The organism is Salinimicrobium sp. 3283s, assembly GCF_039602225.1.
Classification (GTDB): domain Bacteria; phylum Bacteroidota; class Bacteroidia; order Flavobacteriales; family Flavobacteriaceae; genus Salinimicrobium; species Salinimicrobium profundisediminis.
The window spans coordinates 3366099-3388073 of sequence record NZ_CP143631.1 but is presented as its reverse complement, the minus strand read 5'-3'; the positions used below and the strand labels follow the sequence as shown (position 1 = coordinate 3388073).

Genomic DNA, 21975 nt, shown 5'->3' with positions numbered 1-21975 from the left:
CTTTTAAAAATGACATTTTTGAGCGGTGAGGTTTACACAAATAAGTGTGCCTCCCCGCTTTTTACTTTTGCAGCAAATACACTGATATCTTCTTCTAATTCTTTCCTGAACTTCTGCTTTAGCGGCTGCACAGAAAAATGTACAGGGCAGGGTTGCTCCGAGCTGCATTTCTTTAGCCCCAGCACACAATCATCAAGCCGGTTAGTACCATCAATAATATTAATCACTTCTATCAAAGGAGTTTTCAAAGCTTTTGCGGTAAGGTAAAATCCGCCGGTAGGCCCTTTTGAAGAAGAAATAATATTTTCACGGGACAGGGACTGCAATAATTTAGAGAGAAAAGGCGAGGGCAGCTTTATTGCTTCTGCAATTTCCTTTGCTCTTATCTTTTTTTGTTCATTAGAATGAACGGCCAGGTAGAGCACGGCATTCACGGCATATTTACTGGAGCTGGATAGCATATTTTTGTAAAATTTGTTTCATTAGATCTGAATTTAAAATCAGGGGAAAGCAGCCAAAATTAAATTAATCATCCTACATATCATATTTTCCCGGTCTTAATTAGGAGTTTTTTATCTTTTTACCTTTATATAGCTTTGCTCCTTCCCTTTTCGGCCTAACTTCAAAGGTACTTATTTCTTCATTACAATATTTAAAGGCCTTATTATCTTTTTATCTTATATTGTTATAAATTTATAAGACTTAACCCCATAACCACTATCATTATGAAACTAAAATTCTACTTTTTTTTAGCCTTTTTAGCTCTTTTACTTAATGCCTGTGGTGAAAAAGAACAAAAGGAAAAAATTAAAATAACCGACCAAAGTACTGCAGTACAAAAAGAAGTGGTACAGGAAGCAGCTTCTACCACTGCTGAAGTAGATGATATGCAGAACAAAGGCGTTGGGCCTATAGATAATTTGAACCTTAACGAAACCATAGATGAAGCTATGGCAGTTCGCGGAAAAGAATTGTTTAACAATATGTGTACAGCCTGCCACAAAATGGATCAAAAATCAATTGGCCCTGCTCTTGCAGGAGTGACTGAAAGACGCAGCCCCGAATGGATTATGAACATGATTTTAAGGCCAGAGAAAATGATCAAAGAAGATCCCATTGCCAAAAAATTACTCATAGAATCAAATATGGCCGTTATGGCAAATCAAAATATGAGCGAAGAAGAAAGTAGGGCAATGCTGGAGTATTTTAGAAGTTACGACCAGGAAAATTAGCCTGATATGATATTCTTAGAAGATTTTTTGAGAGCTTTTATATCATCCTGATTGAATATTTCGACATATTTATATAATAGTATAGGTATCTGTTCCAAATCTCTAAAGTGGTGAAAAACATGACTTTTAACCCTTTGTTGAATATTGTTTAACAGCAATTAGGAGCCTGTAGCAGCTCATTTTGGTAACTTGAAGTCAAGATTAAGTTTAACCAAAAACCAATACAATGAGAAATCAGGAATTTTTAAATAAGTTATCAAACTGTATCAACCACTGCAACTATTGTGCAGATGCCTGTCTTGATGAAGACAACCTCAAAAAAATGGTTGATTGTATTAGAAAAGATAAAGTGTGTGCCTCTGCGTGTGCTTCGCTTGCCGATATTTTAGCCATTAAAGGTGCCAACGCCACAGGACTGGTAAAATACTGTGAGCAGGTGTGTAAAGAATGTGCCGAAGAATGTGAACAACACGAAACACAACACTGCCAGGATTGTGCAAAAGCATGTCGAGAATGTGAAGAAGCCTGCAAAAAATATTTAGCAGCGTAAAGATTCGATTATTATTAGTAGAGGCTGTCTCAAATTCGATCAAGATCTTTTGAGACAGCCTTTTTTGTATAAACTATCTTTGTACTTAATTATTCCCAGTTCAATTTTTCCATTCAACTTCAGTAAGATCTGAAATCATTACTGATAGAAAAGCACCGCTATTTTTCCTTTCAAAATTGGCATTTTTGAAGCGTATTTTACTGCGAAATTCTTCCATATAATTCATTTTGTTCGTAAAGTTCTTCTGCCCTTTTATAGGGAATCTCTCCTGAAGTAATTCGCCATGACCAGTTTCCCTGTGTACTACCCGGCGTGTTCATTATGGCTTCGCTGCCCAGCCCAAGAATATCCTGCAACGGCAGGATAGCCACAGCTGCTACCGATTGTAATGCCATTCGGCAAAGCACCTCATGAACATTATTTTCTGTGACTTTTTGGCCTGTATATCGCTCCAAATGCTCCCTCACCTCTTTTCCGCTGTCTGTAAACCAGCCCACGCTAGTGTTGTTATCATGGGTACCTGTATAAACTATACTATTAAAATCGTGATTATACGGGAAGTATGGGTTCTTCCGGTTGGTATCTCCAAAAGAAAACTGCAGCACCTTCATGCCCGGAAAATTAAACTCCTCCAAAAGGTCATACACCGCCTGGTCTAATAATCCCAGATCTTCTGCGATAAAGGGCATGTCAGGGAATTCGGTTTTTACCTGGTTGAAGAAATCAATTCCAGGAGTTTCTGTCCATTTTCCGTTTATCGCGGTCTTCTCCCCTGCCGGCACTTCCCAATAATCGGCAAAGGCCCTAAAATGATCAATTCGCACCACATCAAACAAGAGCAGGTTTTGGCGCAGCCGCTCTTTCCACCAACTGTAGTGGTTTGCTTTGAGCACTTTCCAGTCGTAAACCGGAGTTCCCCATAATTGCCCGGTTTTACTGAACAAATCTGGCGGCACACCCGAAATATGTGTCGGTTGTTTTTGATCATCCAGTTTAAAAATTTCAGGATTCGCCCAACAATCGGCACTATCATGATTTATATAAAATGGTACATCTCCAAAGATCTGGATTCCGTTATTGTGGGCTTCCAGTATTAAACGGGACCATTGCGAGAAGAACAGGAACTGCACAAACTTTTCCCGCTCAATTTGATCTTTTAATTCATTTCGGGCCTTTTCCAGGGCTTCCGGTATCCTGTCCCGCAGTTCAGGTGGCCAGTCGGTCCAGTTTTGCTTGTCGTACTTGTAACGCAGGGCGAGGTAAAGACTGTAATTTTCGAGCCAGTCGGCATGAGTTTCACAAAATTCAGAGAAATCGGGATCTACTGTACCGGCCGACTTAAATTTGCTGTAAGCCGCATCAAAAACTTGGTTTTTGTACGTCACTACGGTGTCAAAAATGACTTTTTTAGCCTGCATTTCGGGAGGTACAGGGAAATCCTCCAGGTTGACATAACCTTCTTCTTCCAGCAACTGCGGACTAATCAACAAAGGATTCCCCGCAAAAGCCGAATGACTGCTGTAGGGGGAATGATGATAAATTCCGTCTGTAGGATTAAGCGGAAGGATTTGCCAGTAGGTATAACCCGATCTTTTCAGGAAATTGAGGAACCTGAAGGCTTCGGGCCCCAGGTCTCCAATCCCAAACCTGCCGGGCAAAGAGGTGATATGTAAAAGAATTCCACTGCTTCTTTTTAGTTTCATATTAATTGTTCTTTTTTAAAAGTGCAACGGGAAAGCTGCTGAAAAGCTTTTGAACTTCAATTTCTTCGGAAGAAAAATCTTCTTCAGAAATGGCATTTTTGAAAGTTCCCTTTAGGTTTTCAGGCAAAATTATTTTCAGCTCCTGTTTCTGGTCTTTAATCTGAAGATCTTCAGTAAAAAGATGGGTGACCATGACCGGCACAATAACCAGAACCGTATTTTTTTCATCCTTCCTGGCAAAAGCCACTACGCTTTCGCGCAATTCCCCTTTAACTTCCAGCGGTATATATTCCCCTTTTTCAAAAGTACTGGGTATTTCCCTACGCGCTTTAAGTGCCCGGTGCAGGCAGTACATCTTGATCTTTCCTGAAGTGTAATCTCGCTTCAGGTTCTCAAGATGCTGCCCGGATGCTTCGGGAGTTACTGAATCAAATTCGGCCAGATATTTTTTCCGAAGTTCATAATCTACAGGCCGGCGGTTATCTGGATCTACATAGCTCAGGTCCCAAAGTTCGGTACCCTGGTAAATATCGGGAATTCCAGGGGCGGTAACTTTCAGCAGAGATTGAGAAAGTGATTTTATTGCTCCGTATGCCGAGATCTTTTTATGAAACTGGGTAAATGATTTCTTGAAAGACAGGTTTTTCAGCAAAGCTTCAAGAAAATCATATACTTTATTTTCATAGTCTTCATTTGGTGCAGCCCATGACGAATTTTCCTTGGCCTCGCGAAGTACCTTTTGCAGGTAGGCTGTAGATCGCTCTAAAAATTCTTCTCCCGGTTCGCCAATATATGGCCAGGCTCCTATGAGCATCTGGAAAATGAAATACTCTTCATTTGCATTGGGAACAGCAGGATCTTTTCTCACATTTTTGGCAATCTCCCTCCAATCGGCTACTTTTTGAAACCACTCTTCTCCCACTTCACTCAATACATCGAGCCGCATGCGGGCATCTTCCCCACGTTTGGTGTCGTGAGTCGCGGTAGCATTGATAGAAAGCGGAAAATCTTCGAGCCGTAACTTCATCCGCTCATGAAAGCCATTTACCGAAAGCCCAAAATTCTCGGGAGAATCTCCTACTTCATTGTGGGAGATCAATTCATTATAAATATAAAAGGTAGTGTCTTCAACGCCTTTGGCCGCCAAAGGTCCCGTGAACTGCTGACACCGCTGCAGGAATTGCAGCATGTTTTCACGGTCTTTTTTTGCCTCTCCCAAGAAAATATCTTTAAACTTTTCCAGCTCATTTTTAAGATCGGGCTTATGTGCGGCAGCAGTTTTAAAAGCTGCATCAATGATCTTTTTTTGCCTCTTTCTCAAGGGAAATTCTTCAGGATAAATGCGATATACAGGAAAGGCAGCCAAAAATGCCCCCAAAGCCTGCTTGTATTTTTCTTCTTTTTCGAGAAGATTGAACTTTAAAGCCAGCTCCCAAAGGTTTTTATATTCGCCCCCCATTCTCTCTTCCAGGATAAACAGCTTTTGCTCATACACCAGGTCATGATAATCTTCCTGCTTTGGGTAAAGTGCCTGGTAAGCGTCAAAAAATTCATTCTCACTCTTAGGGTTGGTAAGCAATTGATTTACAGTCGCTAAAAATCCATATCCACTAGTGCCTTCTACCGGCCAGTGTACAGGTAATTTTTCATCCCATTCCAGGATCTTTTCTATAGTGATGTAAAAATCGGGGCCCAGATTTTCCCGAAGCCTTTCAAGATAGGCCTTTGGATCCAGGAGTCCGTCGATATGATCTATGCGCAGGCCGTGAATTAGATCTTCCTCACACAACTGAAGTATGAACCGGTGATAACTCTCAAAAACCTCTTTGTCTTCCATTCGTAAGCAAATGAGATCATTTATGGTAAAGAATCTGCGGTAATTAATGTTGGTTTCGGTCTCTTTCCAGTGAGCCGGTAAAAAATACTGTTCTTCGAGGATCTTCCTAATTTTTTCTTCGGAAGCATTGATCTCTTCTACTCTATTGTCAATTTTACTTCGGAAGTCCGGATCTTTGTCATACTCCCTCAGGAAATATTCTTTCAATTCTTCCCAATTCTCACTTTCAGCCGAAAAATTCCTGAATTTATCCTGCCATTTTTCACCGAATTCATTTCCGAGGATTTCTGCGTAAGAACGGGCGGAGGCCATATATTCATGATCAAAATACCTGAACAAAAATCCCCTTTTTGACACCCTAAGCTGTAATTCTTTATTCTTAATGACCTCGGGCAGGGGGTTCCCAAGAAACGGGGCCATAACTTTTCCTGATTGTTCCCAATCTATATCGAAGAAATTATAGTGCAAAGATTCGGGGCCAAGTTCAAAGATATCCTGCAACCAGATGTTGTCTCCGTCAAAAGCCATGTGGTTGGGAACGATATCCTGAAGCCATGACATCTTCTTCTGTTTGAGCCTGTTACTTAGATTCCTGAAGGTATCAAGCCTTCCAATAGCTTTATTGAGTTTAAACGGATTGGTAATATCATAGCCGTGGCTGCTCCCCTTGCGCGCCTGAAAAAAAGGTGCCGAATAAATGGTAGAAATTCCAAGTTTCTCAAGGTAGTCGAGAATTTCATTGAGATCTTCAAGCGTGTAATCAGGGGAAAGCTGAATTCTATATGTAGAAACAGGATTTTTCATTCGACAGTGAGGTTAACAGATTCTTCAAGCTCCTGGAAGGCCGGCACCCATTTTACTGCGATTTCATCTCCTTCTTCACTCCGCTCAAGCATGTCCTGATAATGTTCTTCTTTTATGCCAAAAGTGATATTCTGTGCCTGCCATTTTTCGGGAGATAACGGCGTATCTTCCAGCATTTGAAGCAGGGAATTAACTTTTTTCAGCAATTTAAGATCTAACGGATTTTTCTCGAGTTCCAGCATTTTTTCTGTCAGGCGACGGTCAACAAGGAAGTTTAGGGTCACCATGTCAAGGTTAGCCTGTATAGATATTGCTGATTTTATTTGGAGCTCCAGTTTTTTAAAGTTGCAGTCTTTCTTCTTGAGTTCTTTTATAAGCCTGTTGTTAACGGCCATTTCTACAGGTAATTTAAGCCTGGAGGGAACCCGCATGTCAATCTCCTGGAAGGTTTTCAACAAAGGATAGGTGTTATCATACAACTGCTGCATAGCACCCTCGGCCCCTTTCAGGTTGTTTTCCATCACCTGTTTCATAATAAGATGTTGCTCATCCCTGAACAAATGCCAGAAGGAGTAATTGTGATTTCCGAAGTGAGTATCCATCAAATTGAAAATCTCGTAAATATTTCCTTTTTCGAAATAGAAGGACATTTTATTGTGCAATTCTTCAAGGGATTCGGCGTCTATATACTGCCTCACTCCCCCAAAAATATGGTGATCTCCCATGTATAGTACGGCATACGAGATATCAAGCTTTTCCCAGGTAATATCGCTGCGAAACTCTGTACGGGCAATCATTAGTTTTTGTTTTCCGGCCTCATAATAGTGACTGGCTTTGGTAGTAGCAATAAAATTATAAAGCGTCACCTCTTCGGGAAATTCTTCAAAAATAGAAGAGATGGCATAGTGGGCTCCAATCCTTATCATATCGAGCTCCATCGGTTTCACAAAAAGCTCGTAAGCCTTATGCACAGTACCATATTCCGGAATATTACTCGGTATCCTCTTGAGCGATGCTACAAAATCTGGCTCGTAACTGTCGCCACTTACTTCTTCAGCCAGCTGCACAGCCCGTTGTGCATAGAAAATATCCTGCATAGATTCAATGCCGCTCACCTCGTCAAAGAACCAGCCACAACTGGTGTACATCAACATAGTGTGGTACTGCATTTCCAGTAGCTTGAGCAGTTTCACTTCATCTTCTTCGGAAAGCTCGCCTCCAAAATTTTCTGAAAGAAAGTTCTTTACATTACTGTTTTCCCGGTTGAGGATCACCTGTATATATTTATTTCTCACTTCCCAGGGGTTGGAAGTATAGGGTTGCATTTGCTTTTCATAAAGAACTATGAGTTTCTCCCGAACCCCGTCAAAAGCCTCCCGCAGGGGTTTACGCCACTTTTGGTTCCAGTCTTCATTGCCGCCGGTGTTACAACCACAGTCGCTGCGCCAGCGTTCTACGCCATGATAACAGCTCCAGGAGGTATCTTCAATAATTTGTGCTTCATATTCGGGAGGAAACTTTTCCAGGAATTCTCCGTAAATGGTAAGATTTACATCTTCATCCTCTTCCAGCGAATGCAGGCAATAAGAAAGAGCCATTTCCCCCAGCTTATGATGGTGACCGTAGCTTTCGCCATCGGTTGCTATATGCACCAGTTCCATTTTGTCGTGATCGGCAACCTGGCCTTTAAGCCTATCGGCAAAGGCTTCCCCGTTATTGAGCAACCCTTCAAACGCCACTGCCTGTGAAGCCGGGCCGTCGTAAAAGAAAAGGCTTATTTCATTGCCCGAAGGCAGCTTGCAGGTATAGGCACGGCGGGTGTTTACTTTGGCACCTGTGGCGTCTTCCCAGTCTTTTGTGCCAATTTTTCTCACCTGTTTAGCCTGATACGGCGATAAAATGGTGAATTTTATACCGTGTTTTGCCAGCATTTCGAGCACATCGGTATTCACGGCGGTTTCTCCCAGCCACATGCCTTCGGGCATACGGCCGTAGCGGGATTTAAAATCCTCGATTCCCCAAATTACCTGTGTTTCCTGATCCCTCTTATTGGCCAGCGGCATGATAAGATGGTTATAAGCCTGGGCCAGGGCGGCGCCATGACCCGAAAATGTTTCCTGGCTCAGCTTATCGGCTTCCAGGATGGCCTCGTAAGTTTCGGGAGTTTCATTTTGCATCCAGGCCAGTAAAGTAGGCCCAATATTGAAACTCATCCAGGCGTAATTATTCATGATCGCCTGTATTTTTCCCTCCTCATCTAGGATCCTGGAAGCAGAATTTCTCACATAACATTCTGCGTTAATCCTGTGATTCCAGTCGTGGTAAGGGTATGCCGATTCCTGTATCTCTACCTTGTTCAACCAGGGGTTTTCTCTTGGTGGCTGGTAAAAATGCCCGTGCACACATACATATTTCTTGCTCATAATATTTTTTAATTAGTTAGTGATCCCTCCGGGAACTTAGGTTCCAAAAAGGGCATTTTTAAAGGATCTTTTTAAGATTTGTAAATCAAAACAGCCTCAGGGGGCACAGTAATATTTTCTGGATCTACAAGCTCGTCCAACTCCTTGTTTCCACCCCATTTCTTATCTGCAGAACAAATGAGGACCTGTGGATTTACTTTTTCTGAAGTTTTTTCTGAATAAACCGATTTTCCGAAGTTATAGATCCCGATTAAAGCTGAATTTCCTTCCTGTGCAGAAACCTTCAGAAGATTTTTGCCTTCAGAAGCTTCAAAAATGGGATTTTGATGACCAAACATCTCAAAAGCACCGTCTTTCTTCAGTCTTATTAATTCTTTGTAAAAGTTGAAGAGCTGATCTTGTTGCGCATCTTTCTGAAAATCCCAGTTCAGTTTAGAATTTTTGAAAGTAGCTTCGGCCTGCGGATCGGGAAATTCTCCTTCAGAATGAGAGTGAAAGAAGTATTCAAACTCATTTTTCCGACCTTCCTGCACTGCTTTTACAAGATTAGGGTCACCATGACTAATAAAGTACTGAAAGCGGTTCTTTTCCCCAAACTCCTCTCCCATAAAAAGCATAGGAACAAAAGGGGCTGAAAGTAAAGTTGCCGCAGCCAGCTTCTGTTTATCAAAACTGACCAATTCGGCCATTCTTTCTCCCAAAAGCCGATTGCCCACCTGGTCGTGATTCTGGATACATACCACGAAATTTGATGGCTCCATTCCTTCAGGATTGTTGCCTATGCTACGTTTGCGAAAGGGGGAATAAATGCCATCGTAGATAAAAGCCTGTTTAAAGGATTTCGCCAGGTATTCCATTTTTCCGAAGTCGGCATAATAACCTGCGTCTTCACCTGTTAGCACCGTATGCAGGGCATGGTGAAAATCGTCAACCCACTGGCCTTCAAGTCCAAATCCGCCGCTCTCGTAGTCTTTTATTAATTTAGTGTCGTTGAGATCACTTTCGGCAATAAGCGCATAACTTCTTCCTGTTTTTGCCTCCAGCTCATCGGTTTTCTCGCTCAATTCTTTAAGAAAATGCCTCGCTCCCCTGTCTATGATCTCATGAACCGCATCGAGCCGCAATCCGTCAAAATGGAAATCTTCAAGCCACATGAGGGCATTCTGTTTAAAATGATGCCTTACCTGATCGGAATATTCGTCATCAAAATTAAGGGCACTACCCCACGGGGTGTGATATTTATCTGTAAAGTACGGGCCGTATTGGGAGATGTAATTTCCTTCGGGACCAAGGTGGTTGTACACCACGTCGAGGATTACGCTAAAGCCCCGGGCATGACAGGCGTCTATAAGTTTTTTAAGGCCTGCAACGCCCCCGTAGCTATCTTGCGCCGCGAAGGGATAAACCCCATCGTAACCCCAGTTTCTCGTCCCGGGAAATTGCGCAATGGGCATAAGTTCGAGTGTGTTTATGCCCAATTCTTCAAGATGATCGAGCTTATCGATTACCGCCTCAAAAGTACCTGCTTGGGTAAAGGTGCCCACGTGAAGTTCATAGATGATCATTTCTGAAAGCTTCCTGCCCTTCCATAGCTCATCCTGCCATTGATGGGCCTTATGGTCTACTACTTGTGACCAGGAATGAACGCCTTGGGGTTGTGAAAGAGAAGCAGGATCGGGAAATTCATCTTTGTGGTCAATGCGGTATTTATATGTTGCGCCCGGTGTGATATTTTGAACTTCTTTAGACCAGTAGCCTTTTTCGTCCTTTATAAGAGCTTCAAAGTTTCCTGATTTTTCGAAGTGTACTTCAACAGATTCGGCAAAAGGTGCCCATATGCAAAATTCAACTTTTTTATGTCCTATATATACTGCACCGACTTTCTTTCCCATAAATATCTTTCTTCCTGAATTTCAAATACACTCAAAGCTAAGAAGGATAAAATGGAAGATTTAATGTTTAATAGTTTTTTAACTAAGGGTGTGCATATACTTACCTAAATTTAAGTGTTTTAGAATGCAGACAGACCCGAAATCACTGGCATTTCGGGAAATAATCAACCATTTATCCAATAAAATCACCCTATGAAAATTAATGGTCATAAGCGAGTTAGTATTAGAAATGTAAAACCCCAAATTGACTGTGGAAAATACCCTATAAAAAGAGTTGTAGACGAAGACATTAAAATTGAAGCCGACATCTTTGGAGATGGTCATGACAAGGTGGATGCTGTACTTCTTTTTCGCAAGAAAAAGAAAGGCCGGGGTCGTGAGAAAAAATGGCAGGAACAGCCTATGATCTTTGAGGGCAACGACCACTGGAGCTCAACCTTTGCTTTGGGAGAGATCGGAGATTATGAATATACCATAGAATCATGGGTAGATCATTTTTTAACCTGGCAGGATGGCCTTAAGAAAAAAGCCGCCGCCAATCAAAATCTCAAAACTGAGTTACTTATAGGAGCCGAACTTATGGAAGAAGCCCTTCCCCGCGCCTCTTCACCCAATAAAAAGAAGCTGAAAGAATGGATTGAGCTCTTGCGGGATGAAGAGCATGGGCAAAGAGCGGTTTCTGAAGCTTTAAGCGACTCAGCTTCAAAAGCAATGTATGAATCAAGAGATCGCGACAAAGCTTTCCCATACGACAAAACTTTGGAGGTAAGAGTAGAAAGAAAAAAAGCCCTCTTTAGTGCATGGTATGAATTCTTTCCACGATCGGCCTCTCCCGATAAAGGTAAGCACGGAACTTTCAGGGATTGTGAGAACATACTTCCTGAGGTGTCAAAAATGGGATTTGACACTATCTATTTTCCGCCAATCCACCCAATAGGACGCAGCCACCGTAAAGGCATTAATAATGCTACGGAAGCCGAGGAAGGAGATCCCGGCTCACCCTGGGCTATTGGAGCCAAAGAAGGTGGTCATAAAGCCATTCATCCCGAATTGGGAACTATGGAAGATTTTACCCGACTGGTAAAAAAGGCTAAAGATATGGGGATTGAAATAGCACTAGATTTTGCTATACAGTGTTCCCCAGATCATCCTTATGTTAAAGATCATCCACAATGGTTTAAATGGAGGCCTGATGGTACAGTACAATATGCCGAAAATCCGCCGAAGAAATACCAGGATGTACTACCGGTAAATTTCGAAACAGAAGACTGGGAGAACCTTTGGGATGAATTAAAAAGTATTGTAGAATTCTGGATTGATAAAGGGGTTACGGTATTTAGAGTTGATAATCCGCACACCAAGACCTTTCCTTTCTGGGAATGGTGCATAAGCGAAATCAACAAAGACCACGAAGGAATAATTTTTCTTGCCGAAGCTTTTACACGGCCCAGAGTTATGGAAGAGCTGGCAAAAATAGGCTTTAACCAGTCTTATACGTATTTCACCTGGAGAAATACCAAAGAAGAATTTGAGGAATATCTCACCGAACTCACCAAAACGGAAGTGCGGGAATACTACAGGCCTAATTTCTGGCCCAACACACCTGATATTCTTCCTATTTCCCTGGAGCACAAAGAGGAGCCTTCTTTCCTTATAAGATTGATCCTGGCAGCAACAATGTCTTCTAATTACGGTCTCTACGGACCCGTCTTTGAATTCGGACTCAATGAGCCCTACCCCGGAAAAGAAGAATATGTTCATTCCGAAAAGTACCAGATCTACCATTGGGACTGGCACCGGAATACCCGTATCAAGGAGATGATTAGTATCCTGAACAGGATAAGAAATGAGAACGAAGGACTACAAACCACCTGGAATATAGAATTCTGTAAAACAGATAATGATCAATTGATCTCTTATTCAAAGGTTGATAAAGATGGTAACAACAAATTGATCATTGTAGTCAATCTCGACCCTCACCATACACAATCTGGCTGGGTAGAAGTTCCTCTCGAAAGGCTGGAAATTGGCGATCATGACTCCTATTCGGTGAAAGACCTATTAACAGGAGCCAGTTATATATGGCAGGATGCATGGAATTATGTAGAGCTGCACCCAAGGGCCATTCCCGCACATATTTTAAAAGTTGAAACTAAGAAACCAATACAGTAAAAAAGATATAACCAATGATCAAACCACTGCAAGCGAGCGATCAGGAAACCTGGTATAAAGATGCTATTATTTACGAACTGCACATTAAAGCCTTTTTTGATAGCAATGGTGACGGCATAGGAGATTTTGAAGGTCTCCTGCAAAAGCTGGACTACCTGGAAGACCTGGGGGTCACCGCAATATGGCTGTTACCCTTTTATCCTTCCCCCCTTAGGGACGATGGTTATGACATAGCCGATTATTACAGTATCAATCCTTCTTACGGAGATCTTGATACTTTCAAAAAATTGATAGATGAAGCCCATGAACGGGGATTAAAGATCATCACCGAGCTGGTAATTAATCACACCTCAGACCAGCATCCCTGGTTTCAGAAAGCACGCCACGCTCCCGTAGGTTCTCCCGAAAGAGATTATTACGTGTGGACCGATGATCCCACAAAATATAAGGACACCCGAATCATTTTTACAGATACCGAACCTTCAAACTGGACCTGGGACCCTGTTGCACAGCAATATTTCTGGCACCGTTTCTTCAGCCATCAACCAGATTTAAATTTTGACAACCCAAAAGTACAGCAGGAAGTTTTTGATGTGCTCGATTTCTGGTTTGACCTGGGTGTAGATGGCTTCAGGCTTGATGCAGTACCTTATCTTTTTGAAAGAGAAGGCACCAATTGTGAAAACCTGCCCGAGACCCATGAATTTCTTCAGAAGCTAAGGGCACATGTAGATAACAAGTATGAAAATAAACTTCTGCTTGCAGAAGCAAACATGTGGCCCGAAGATTCGGCGGCATATTTTGGAGAAGGAAATGAATGTCATATGAACTATCACTTCCCCATTATGCCCAGGATGTTTATGTCGGTCAAAATGGAAGACAGGTATCCTATTATGGATATCATTGACCAGACACCAGAAATTCCTGAGAACTGCCAGTGGGCCATTTTTCTTCGGAATCACGATGAATTGACCCTGGAGATGGTTACCGATGAAGAAAGAGATTACATGTACAAAGTCTACACTAAAGACCCGCAGGCAAAGATCAACGTGGGGATACGCCACAGGCTGGCTCCCTTGCTTGAGAACAATCGCAACAAGATAGAGTTGATGAATGTACTGCTGTTCTCCCTTCCCGGTACCCCGGTGATCTATTACGGAGACGAGATAGGTATGGGTGATAACTATTACCTGGGAGACCGCGATGGGGTGAGAACACCAATGCAATGGTCGTCTGACCGTAATGCAGGGTTCTCCCACGCCAATCCGCATAAGCTTTACCTTCCGGTTATTATAGATCCGGCATACAAGTATGAGTCTATAAATGTTGAGACCGAACAGATGAACTCTTCTTCACTATTATGGTGGATGAAGCGGATCATTAGTATGAGAAAAAAATATAAGGCCTTTGGCCGTGGTGATATTAATTTTCTTTCGCCAAGTAATGCCAAGATCATAGCTTACACCAGAACCTTTGAAGATGAAGACATTCTGGTATTAGGAAACCTTTCCCGCTTCCCGCAGGCAGCCGAGCTAGACCTGGAAGCTTATGAAGGCTATATTCCCGTAGAGGTCTTTAGTCACAATAAGTTTCCAAGAATCACCGAGCATCCTTACCTGTTTACCATGGCGCCTCACGGTTACTACTGGTTCCAGTTACAAAAAGAGGAAGGCCATGTAGCACAATCGGAAACTCCGGCTTTGAGCATTGATAATTGGGAGCAACTTCTAAATAATAAGACCAAAACCAAATTAGAACAAAATATACTTCCCGGGTACCTCAACACCTGCCGCTGGTTTGGGGGCAAATCAAGAGTCATTCAGAGTATCTCTGTGGTGAACAAGGTAGACATACCCGTAAAAGATATTCCGTCAACTTTAATCACTATTGAAGTGAGTTATAATGACGGACTTCCCGAGGTTTATCAGCTGCCACTCAGTTTTATGAGTGAAACTTTAGAAGATGCATACAAGGATATTCCGGGTAAAGGAATTATTGCAAAACTTAAGATAGACGAGGAAGAAGGTTATCTCTTTGATTCGGTTTACAGCGAGAACTTCAGAAATGTGCTCTTCAGAAATATTAAAAAAGGAAGAAAACTTAATAGCGGGCGTGGTAACCTGGTATTCTATCACAGTGAAGATCAATTTGATGCTGAAGCAGAAAAGGTTCATTCCAAGATCCTTAATGCAGAGCAAAGTAACACCTCGCTTATTTTTGACAACAGGTATTTTTTAAAGTTGTACAGGAAACTTGATAACACCATTAATCCAGACCTGGAGATTACCCGATATCTTACTGAAAAAACAGAATACAAGAATTCCCCCCGATTTGTGGGAGCAATTGAATACAAACCCGACCCCAAGAACATCATCGTGTTGGGTATGATGCAAGATCTGGTACCAAACCAGGGAGATGCATGGGATTATACAAAGGATGCCTTAAACCGTTTTTTTGACAGGGTACTCACCTTGCCAAAAGACCAGGAGTACGAACCAATAGCGCATACGCTGAGCCCGCTCTCCTACCAGGATCTTTCAGAAAACATGAAAGAATTACTGGGGGCTGTTTTTCCCGAAAGAATGTTCCTGCTGGGACAAAGAACCGCCGAGATGCACAAGGCACTGGCAGCAAACCCAATGGAGGTAGATTTTGAGCCGGAACCTTTCTCTTTGCATTACCAGAGATCATTATTCTCTTCTTTGCAATCCCTTACGCGGAATGCTTTCCAAAACCTGCAGAAGAGTATTAAAACCCTTCCGAAGCATATTCAGGAGGAAGCACAGGAAGTATTGGATATGAAAGCAGAAGTGCTTAACACCTTCAAAAAAGTCTATGACCACAAAATTCCTATAATGAAAATCAGGACCCATGGGGATTATCACCTTGGCCAGGTTTTATGGACAGGTAAAGACTTTGTAATAATTGATTTTGAAGGAGAACCGGCCAGGTCCTTTAGTGAAAGAAGATTAAAGCGTTCGCCGCTGCGCGATGTAGCCGGTATGGTTCGCTCCTTTCATTACGCTGCCTATAGCAGTATAATGGAATCTGAAATTGACGATCATAACAAAGAAGGAGAATTAGACACATGGGCCGATAACTGGTATTATGTGGTCACTAAAATTTTCCTGGAAGGTTATTATAAGCATGTAGGGGAAAATGATTTCATACCACCAGACAAGGATGACACCGAGATCCTCATGCAGATCTTCCTGCTTGAAAAAGCAATCTACGAGATGAACTACGAACTAAACAACCGGCCAGACTGGGTCTTGATCCCGCTTAGGGGAATTAAATCATGCATAAAACAATAAATCATGGCTAAAAAAGAAAGTAATAAAAAAGATATAGATAAAAATATTTCAGGCACCGGAAAAGCTCCGAAAGGCCCTGTAGACAAGGGCAAAAAATCTGCTGAAGAATCGGGAGACGTAAAAGGGCCTAAAGGTATAGGTAAAAAGCCTTCGGAAAAAACAGAACCTAAAAAAACCTCTTCAGAAAAGTCGGCTTCAAAAAAAGAAGCGGTTAGTAAAAAGGCATCAGGTAAAGCTGAAGCTTCTGAAAAAAAGTCGACAAAATTGAATACAGGTTTGCCGAAGACAATGATGCCTGATACAGACGCTGCAGCCAATCCGAAGCCAAAAAAACAGGCTGCCAAAAAAACATCAGCAAAGAACAAATCTTCTTCTAAAGAAGGAACTAAATTAAATACAGGTTTGCCAAAAACCAAGATGCCCGATGCAGATGCCGCGGCCAATCCGAAGCCAAAAAAACAGGCTGGAAAAACTTCCGCAGAAAAGAAAAAATCAGGAACTACTTCTAAACCTGCCAAATTCCAGAAGCCTCTAACCGATGAGCAGGTGCCCGATGTTGCCGCCCCTGCAACCAAGGTAACCACTACACCCCAGGAAAATCCCGAGAAAAAGACCGGCACTAAAAAACCAGCTGATAAAAAAACAAATAAGAAAAAAGCGGATTTAAAAACCGGAGAAAAACAGGCAGAAAAGAAACCGGCAAAGAAGATGTCCCGGCAGAAAAAAATTGAGGGAATTAGTGCGGAAGAAAAAATGAAGCTGCCCAACACCTCCCCTTCTGAAGATCTTAAAGACGCAGCAAAAGAAACTGCCGATAATATAAAAAAGAAGGTCACTCCAAAAAAGGGCACCAAAAACGACCTCGAAAAAATGGCTAAAGATCTTCTTCCTGATGCCGAAGATATCGAAAACATGAAAGATGCAGCAGGCAGTTTTGCCGAAAAGCTCATTCCCAAAGCCGAAAAAGCAAAGAAAAAAGTAGAGGAAATCATACCCGATAAGGAGGAAGTGATGGCGGCTGCACAAAAAGCCAAAAAACAAGTAGAAGATCTTACCACGGATAAAAAAAAAGAGCAGAAATCATCTTCAGACAAGCCGGTAGAAGCCACTTTACTTACTGAATTTGATATTCACCTGTTCCGCGAAGGCAAACACTACCATCTTTACAACAAGTTGGGATCGCATCTTATGGAATATATGGGTACCGAAGGAGTTTATTTCGCTGTTTGGGCCCCCAATGCTGAAAAAGTTGCGGTAGTGGGAGATTTTAACAATTGGGACAGGGAATCCCACCCCATGAAAGCCCGTTGGGATGGTTCCGGGATATGGGAAGTGTTTATCCCGGGTGCCAAAAAGGGCAGTTTGTACAAGTATTTTATCAGGTCAAACAACGGTTATGAAGCCGATAAAGGAGACCCTTTTGCTTTTCAATGGGAAACCCCACCAAATACAGCTTCTGTGGTATGGGACCTTGAGAACACCTGGAAAGATAAGGTCTGGATGAAAGACAGGCAGAAAAAAGAAGGCAAGCCACAACCAATGTCGGTTTACGAGTTGCACCTGGGATCCTGGAAACGTGTTCCCGAAGATGGGCTTCGTTCTCTTACATATTTAGAACTGGCCGAGCAACTTCCAAAGTATATCAAAGAAATTGGATTCACACACGTAGAATTCATGCCAGTGATGGAGCATCCTTTCTTTGGTTCGTGGGGCTACCAGATCACCGGCTACTTTGCTCCTTCCAGCCGCTTTGGTACTCCGCAGGAATTTATGCAGCTTATTGACAGTCTTCACCAGGCAGGAATTGGAGTGATACTGGATTGGGTTCCATCCCACTTCCCTTCAGACTTACATGGCCTGCACTATTTTGATGGCACCTATCTATATGAACATGCCGATCCTAAAAAAGGTTTCCATCCAGACTGGCAAAGCTACATCTTCAATTACGGACGTAATGAAGTGCGCTCGTTCCTTATAAGTAACGCAGTATTCTGGCTGGACAAGTTTCATGCCGACGGACTGCGTGTAGATGCCGTGGCCTCTATGTTATATCTGGACTATTCGAGAAAAGAAGGCGAATGGGAACCCAATGAACACGGCGGAAATGAAAATCTGGAAGCGATAAGTTTTCTGAAAGAATTTAATGAAGTAGTTTATAAGGAATTTCCTGATGCCGTGACCATTGCTGAAGAATCTACCGCCTGGCCCATGGTTTCAAAACCTACCTATATTGGAGGCCTTGGCTTCGGAATGAAATGGATGATGGGTTGGATGCACGATACACTGAAGTATTTTAGTGAAGATCCTATCAATAGAAAGTACCACCAAAATACCATCACTTTTAGTTCGAATTACGCTTTTACTGAAAACTTCATGCTACCCCTGTCACATGATGAGGTGGTGTATGGAAAACAGGCTATTCTCAATAAAATGCCGGGAGATGAGTGGAACAAATTTGCGAATCTTCGCACCTTGTATGCGTATATGTACGCCCACCCCGGTACGAAACTCCTGTTTATGGGTGCAGAATTTGGCCAAACCACCGAGTGGGATCACGATTCCAGCCTTGCGTGGCATTTAACCAATGAGAATTATCACCGCCAAATCCAGGAGACCTTTAAAGAACTCAACAAACTGTACAAAAAGGAACCTGCACTCTACGAAAAGGCTTTTTCACATGAAGGGTTTGAATGGGTAGATATTAAAGATGAAGAGAATAGTATTATTAGCTTTTTAAGAAAAGGCAATGATCCTAAAGACAACATTCTCGTTGTGTGTAATTTCACACCATTACCCCGTGAAAATTACCGGATTGGAGTTGAAAAAGCAGGAAAATGGAAAGAGATCTTCAATAGTGATGATAACAGGTTTGGCGGTAGTAACGTGAAGAACGATGGAGAGATAGAAAGTACAGAACTATCAGCCCACGGGCAAGATAATTCTCTATCCCTCACCATACCACCAATGGGTGTTATCTACCTGAAAAAGGCTTAAGAAAGTCTTCATATTCATAAACAAAACTGCCCCGGGAAATCCCGGGGCAGTTTTTTAAGTAGTGATTGATCCTTAGTTAATAACTACTTTTTTAGTAAACTCTTCTTCTCCCCTGTAAAGTTTTACAAAATACTCTCCCGATGGAACTCTTGAGAAATCAAGAGACTTTTGGAAATCCTTACCAGAAGCTTTGACAGTGGCCAGGATCACTCCAGAACCATCTTCAACGGTCATATTCAAAGGCTGCTTGTCGGGGTTTGATATGTAAACATTAAGAACTTCTTCGTGAGTTCGAAAATGTGGCTTCCCTATAGTAGAAGAACTTCCAAGGATTTTTACCCCTTCAGAAGATTTCTGGATCTTCCATGTTTTTGTCGCTAACCTTTTATCCACCTTTAAAAAGTAGATCCCCTGCGGCACCATTTCAAGGTCCAGCCTCTTGTTATACTTTCCACCTCTTACCAGGTCATCCTTGTAAAGCGTTACGCCATATTGATCTTCAAATAAAATAACCGTTCCCAGATTCAAATTAGAAAGGTCTACTAACAAAGTTTGCTCTCCATTTAATCTTACCTCCTCCTCTTTTTCCATATCACCTGCATAAGAATAGGTGGAAAGGAAAAAAACAATTACTGCAATGTTTTTTAGCTTTTTCATAATTTTCATCGTTTTAGTTAATAGATTAGATATTACACAACAAACATAATCACTTATCTCCTTTGCAAATAGATCAAAATTGGCACAAAAGTGTTCAAAATTGATATTAATAAGGCTCACTAAAACGTTATAGGTTAAATATGCACCTATAGCGGGTAATTTTGCAGAAGTAGAGTATTTTCATTCAGATTAAATTTCATTCAAACTTTACTCCTATTTATGAATATTAATGTAAAACCTGAACTGGAAAAAATTGAACCTGCTTTTGGAAGTTCTATTTTGTATAGAACCTATAATAAGAACCACCAAAACAGGAAACATACCTTTTGGCATTATCATCCCGAAATAGAACTGGTTTACGTGAATAGAGGATCAGGAAAAAGACAGATTGGAAGTCACATCTCCTACTATCGTGACGGGGATCTTATGTTAATAGGTTCCAATCTTCCGCACTGTGGCTTTACAGATGGGCTTACAGGTAATGAGAACGAAACCGTGATACAGATGAAACCCGATTTTTTGGGAAATAGTTTTTTCGAACTCCCCGAAATGAAGAACATAAAAGCACTTTTTGAGAAGGCAACCATGGGAATTGTCTATTATGGGGAGTCAAAAAAGGATATTGGAGAGAAAATGGAATCTCTTGAAAATAAACCTCCTTTTCAACGCCTTCTTGGACTTCTTGAAATTTTACACCTAATGGAAAATTCCACGGAATATTCTGTGCTGAATGCAAAGGGGTTCCTTCTGGAAACCGAATTACAGGACAATCACAGGATCAATAATATATTCAATTTTGTAAAAGAAGAATTTCAACGCCCTATTAGCCTTGAAGAGGTTGCCGGTAAGGTGAGCATGACTGTACCGGCTTTCTGCAGGTATTTTAAGAAAATTACAGGGAAAACATTTACCCAATTCGTAAACGAGTACCGGTTGGTGCACGCTGCCAAATTACTTCATGAGAAACAGGTAAGTATAACGGAAGTGTGTTTTGAAAGTGGATTCAATAATTTTAGTCATTTCAATAAGCAGTTCAAAAAGTTTACGGGAAAATCTCCTTCCCATTACAGAAATGAACTTAAGGTAGTTTTAACCTGATTGCAGGCTAATTCTTAGTCAGAAAATTGTATCTTCAAAAATCCTGAAATAGTTATAGAAAAAAATCACTATCGTGGGCCATTTTAACAAAGTAAGTGAAAGAACACAGCAGTAAACATGTTCGCTACTCCTTTGTTACAAATATGAAATCACTTAAAAACCAAACCAAGTATGAAAAGAAAAGCAACAGCCGTATGGAACGGCACGATCAAAGAAGGAAAAGGAAATTTATCTACTCAAAGTCAGGTACTGCAAAAAACTCCCTATTCCTTTCACACCCGGTTTGAAGATGAAAAAGGAACAAATCCTGAAGAGCTTATTGGAGCTGCACATGCCGGCTGTTTTACTATGCAGCTTTCGGCCAATCTTAGTAAAGAGGAATTTAATCCGGTTGAACTTGAAACAAAATGCGAGATCACCTTTGAGGATGGAACCATCAAGAAGTCTCACCTAATTCTCACAGCAAAAGTACCCGGCATCTCGCAGGATAAATTTAATGAGCTGGTGAAGCACGCTAAAGAAAATTGTCCTGTTTCAAAACTGCTTAATACAGAAATCACCCTGGACTCTACCCTCAACGGTTAAGAGGCCAATCATGACATCAATCTGGAAAGCGCTTCAAAAATGACATTTTTGAAGCGCTTTTCCATTTTATTCTTTTGAACAAACTTTTGATTAACCTCCAGCTCAATGCCCAAATATTGCTGCGGAAATTTTTGGCGGAGGTAAGTAGTAAATCCGTCATCAATCCCCAAATAGGGATAATTGAATCTTACCCGGAAATTTTCATTCTGCTGAAGAAGACTTTCTTCAAATCTTTCACAGAATTTCACTTCACTCTTACGGGCGGAATCAAAGAGCAGGCCAATATCAGCATTTCTTACCTCCCCGTTGAGCTCTGGCGTAAAAGTATGAACCGAAATATGTACAATTTCTTTGCTTGCTGAAATAAGATCCCCAATCCTGCTTTCAATATAAGTCCGGTATGGGATATAAAATTCCTCCAGAATCTGCTCTTTTTGAGCCTCCTGAAGTTGGGCTGTAAATTCTGAAAAAAGCTGCGGATGGCCCAGCGAACGGTTAGGTTCCACCAAAAGCCTGCTTATCATATATTCCTGCCTAAAAACTGCCAAAGGTGAAAGCTCCTGGAATAGATCTAATGCTCCGGGATCATATCCCCGGTGCGTTTCCAGCACTTCCTGCGCTTCTGAAAACAGTTGTTCATATTCCTGCGGAATTTCATTTCCGGCGTGTTCACAGGTTAGTATAAGATTCAAAGCTTAGTTTTAGTGGTTAATT

14 protein-coding genes are annotated in these 21975 nt (G+C 41.6%); 7 read left to right on the top strand and 7 right to left on the bottom strand.

Going from position 1 to position 21975, the window contains the following annotated elements:
* Positions 1-32 precede the first annotated feature (32 nt).
* The gene (locus tag VS868_RS15035) at positions 33-461 is read right to left on the bottom strand and encodes an Rrf2 family transcriptional regulator (RefSeq protein WP_266068626.1); all 429 of its coding nucleotides are present in this window, start codon (positions 459-461) and stop codon (positions 33-35) included.
* A gap of 264 nt (positions 462-725) precedes the next feature.
* Here VS868_RS15035 and VS868_RS15030 point away from each other — a divergent pair, with 264 nt between their 5' ends.
* Positions 726-1232 (top strand): cytochrome c, encoded by a 507-nt coding sequence (locus VS868_RS15030; protein WP_266068625.1) that lies wholly within the window; start codon positions 726-728, stop codon positions 1230-1232.
* A 226-nt stretch (positions 1233-1458) separates the two neighbouring features.
* Entirely contained in the window at positions 1459-1782 is a 324-nt protein-coding gene (locus VS868_RS15025; protein ID WP_345598541.1) for a four-helix bundle copper-binding protein, read from the top strand.
* Between the two features lie 197 nt (positions 1783-1979).
* Here the strand turns inward: VS868_RS15025 and malQ are convergent, their stop codons facing one another.
* The 4 genes from malQ to treZ all read right to left on the bottom strand — a co-directional run bounded on the left by malQ (position 1980) and on the right by treZ (position 10441).
* Positions 1980-3485, bottom strand: coding sequence for a 4-alpha-glucanotransferase (malQ, locus tag VS868_RS15020; protein ID WP_345598540.1), 1506 nt, complete (start codon positions 3483-3485; stop codon positions 1980-1982).
* Between the two features lies 1 nt (position 3486).
* Positions 3487-6126, bottom strand: coding sequence for a malto-oligosyltrehalose synthase (gene treY / locus VS868_RS15015; RefSeq protein WP_345598539.1), 2640 nt, complete (start codon positions 6124-6126; stop codon positions 3487-3489).
* Positions 6123-8549, bottom strand: a complete 2427-nt coding sequence (locus VS868_RS15010) for a DUF3536 domain-containing protein (RefSeq protein WP_345598538.1) — start codon at positions 8547-8549, stop codon at positions 6123-6125. Before VS868_RS15010 ends, treY begins: the two co-directional genes overlap by 4 nt.
* A gap of 71 nt (positions 8550-8620) precedes the next feature.
* Positions 8621-10441: a malto-oligosyltrehalose trehalohydrolase gene (treZ, locus tag VS868_RS15005; RefSeq protein ID WP_345598537.1), complete on the bottom strand. Its 1821-nt coding sequence runs from the start codon at positions 10439-10441 to the stop codon at positions 8621-8623.
* A 192-nt stretch (positions 10442-10633) separates the two neighbouring features.
* Between treZ and VS868_RS15000 the strand changes: the two genes are divergently transcribed.
* The 3 genes from VS868_RS15000 to glgB all read left to right on the top strand — a co-directional run bounded on the left by VS868_RS15000 (position 10634) and on the right by glgB (position 18921).
* Positions 10634-12613, top strand: a complete 1980-nt coding sequence (locus tag VS868_RS15000) for an alpha-1,4-glucan--maltose-1-phosphate maltosyltransferase (RefSeq protein ID WP_345598536.1) — start codon at positions 10634-10636, stop codon at positions 12611-12613.
* A gap of 14 nt (positions 12614-12627) precedes the next feature.
* On the top strand, positions 12628-15927 hold the full coding sequence (treS, locus tag VS868_RS14995) for a maltose alpha-D-glucosyltransferase (protein ID WP_345598535.1): 3300 nt from the start codon (positions 12628-12630) through the stop codon (positions 15925-15927).
* Between the two features lie 1011 nt (positions 15928-16938).
* Positions 16939-18921, top strand: a complete 1983-nt coding sequence (gene glgB, locus VS868_RS14990; RefSeq protein WP_345599845.1) for a 1,4-alpha-glucan branching protein GlgB — start codon at positions 16939-16941, stop codon at positions 18919-18921.
* Between the two features lie 72 nt (positions 18922-18993).
* Here the strand turns inward: glgB and VS868_RS14985 are convergent, their stop codons facing one another.
* Positions 18994-19578, bottom strand: coding sequence for a T9SS type A sorting domain-containing protein (locus tag VS868_RS14985; protein WP_345598534.1), 585 nt, complete (start codon positions 19576-19578; stop codon positions 18994-18996).
* Between the two features lie 219 nt (positions 19579-19797).
* Here VS868_RS14985 and VS868_RS14980 point away from each other — a divergent pair, with 219 nt between their 5' ends.
* Both VS868_RS14980 and VS868_RS14975 read left to right on the top strand, forming a co-directional pair.
* On the top strand, positions 19798-20676 hold the full coding sequence (locus tag VS868_RS14980) for an AraC family transcriptional regulator (RefSeq protein ID WP_345598533.1): 879 nt from the start codon (positions 19798-19800) through the stop codon (positions 20674-20676).
* 171 nt (positions 20677-20847) lie between these two features.
* A complete protein-coding gene (locus VS868_RS14975) occupies positions 20848-21261 on the top strand; it encodes an OsmC family protein (RefSeq protein WP_345598532.1) in 414 nt (137 codons plus the stop codon).
* A gap of 8 nt (positions 21262-21269) precedes the next feature.
* Here the strand turns inward: VS868_RS14975 and VS868_RS14970 are convergent, their stop codons facing one another.
* On the bottom strand, positions 21270-21953 hold the full coding sequence (locus VS868_RS14970; protein ID WP_345598531.1) for an N-formylglutamate amidohydrolase: 684 nt from the start codon (positions 21951-21953) through the stop codon (positions 21270-21272).
* Positions 21954-21975: the final 22 nt, after the last annotated feature.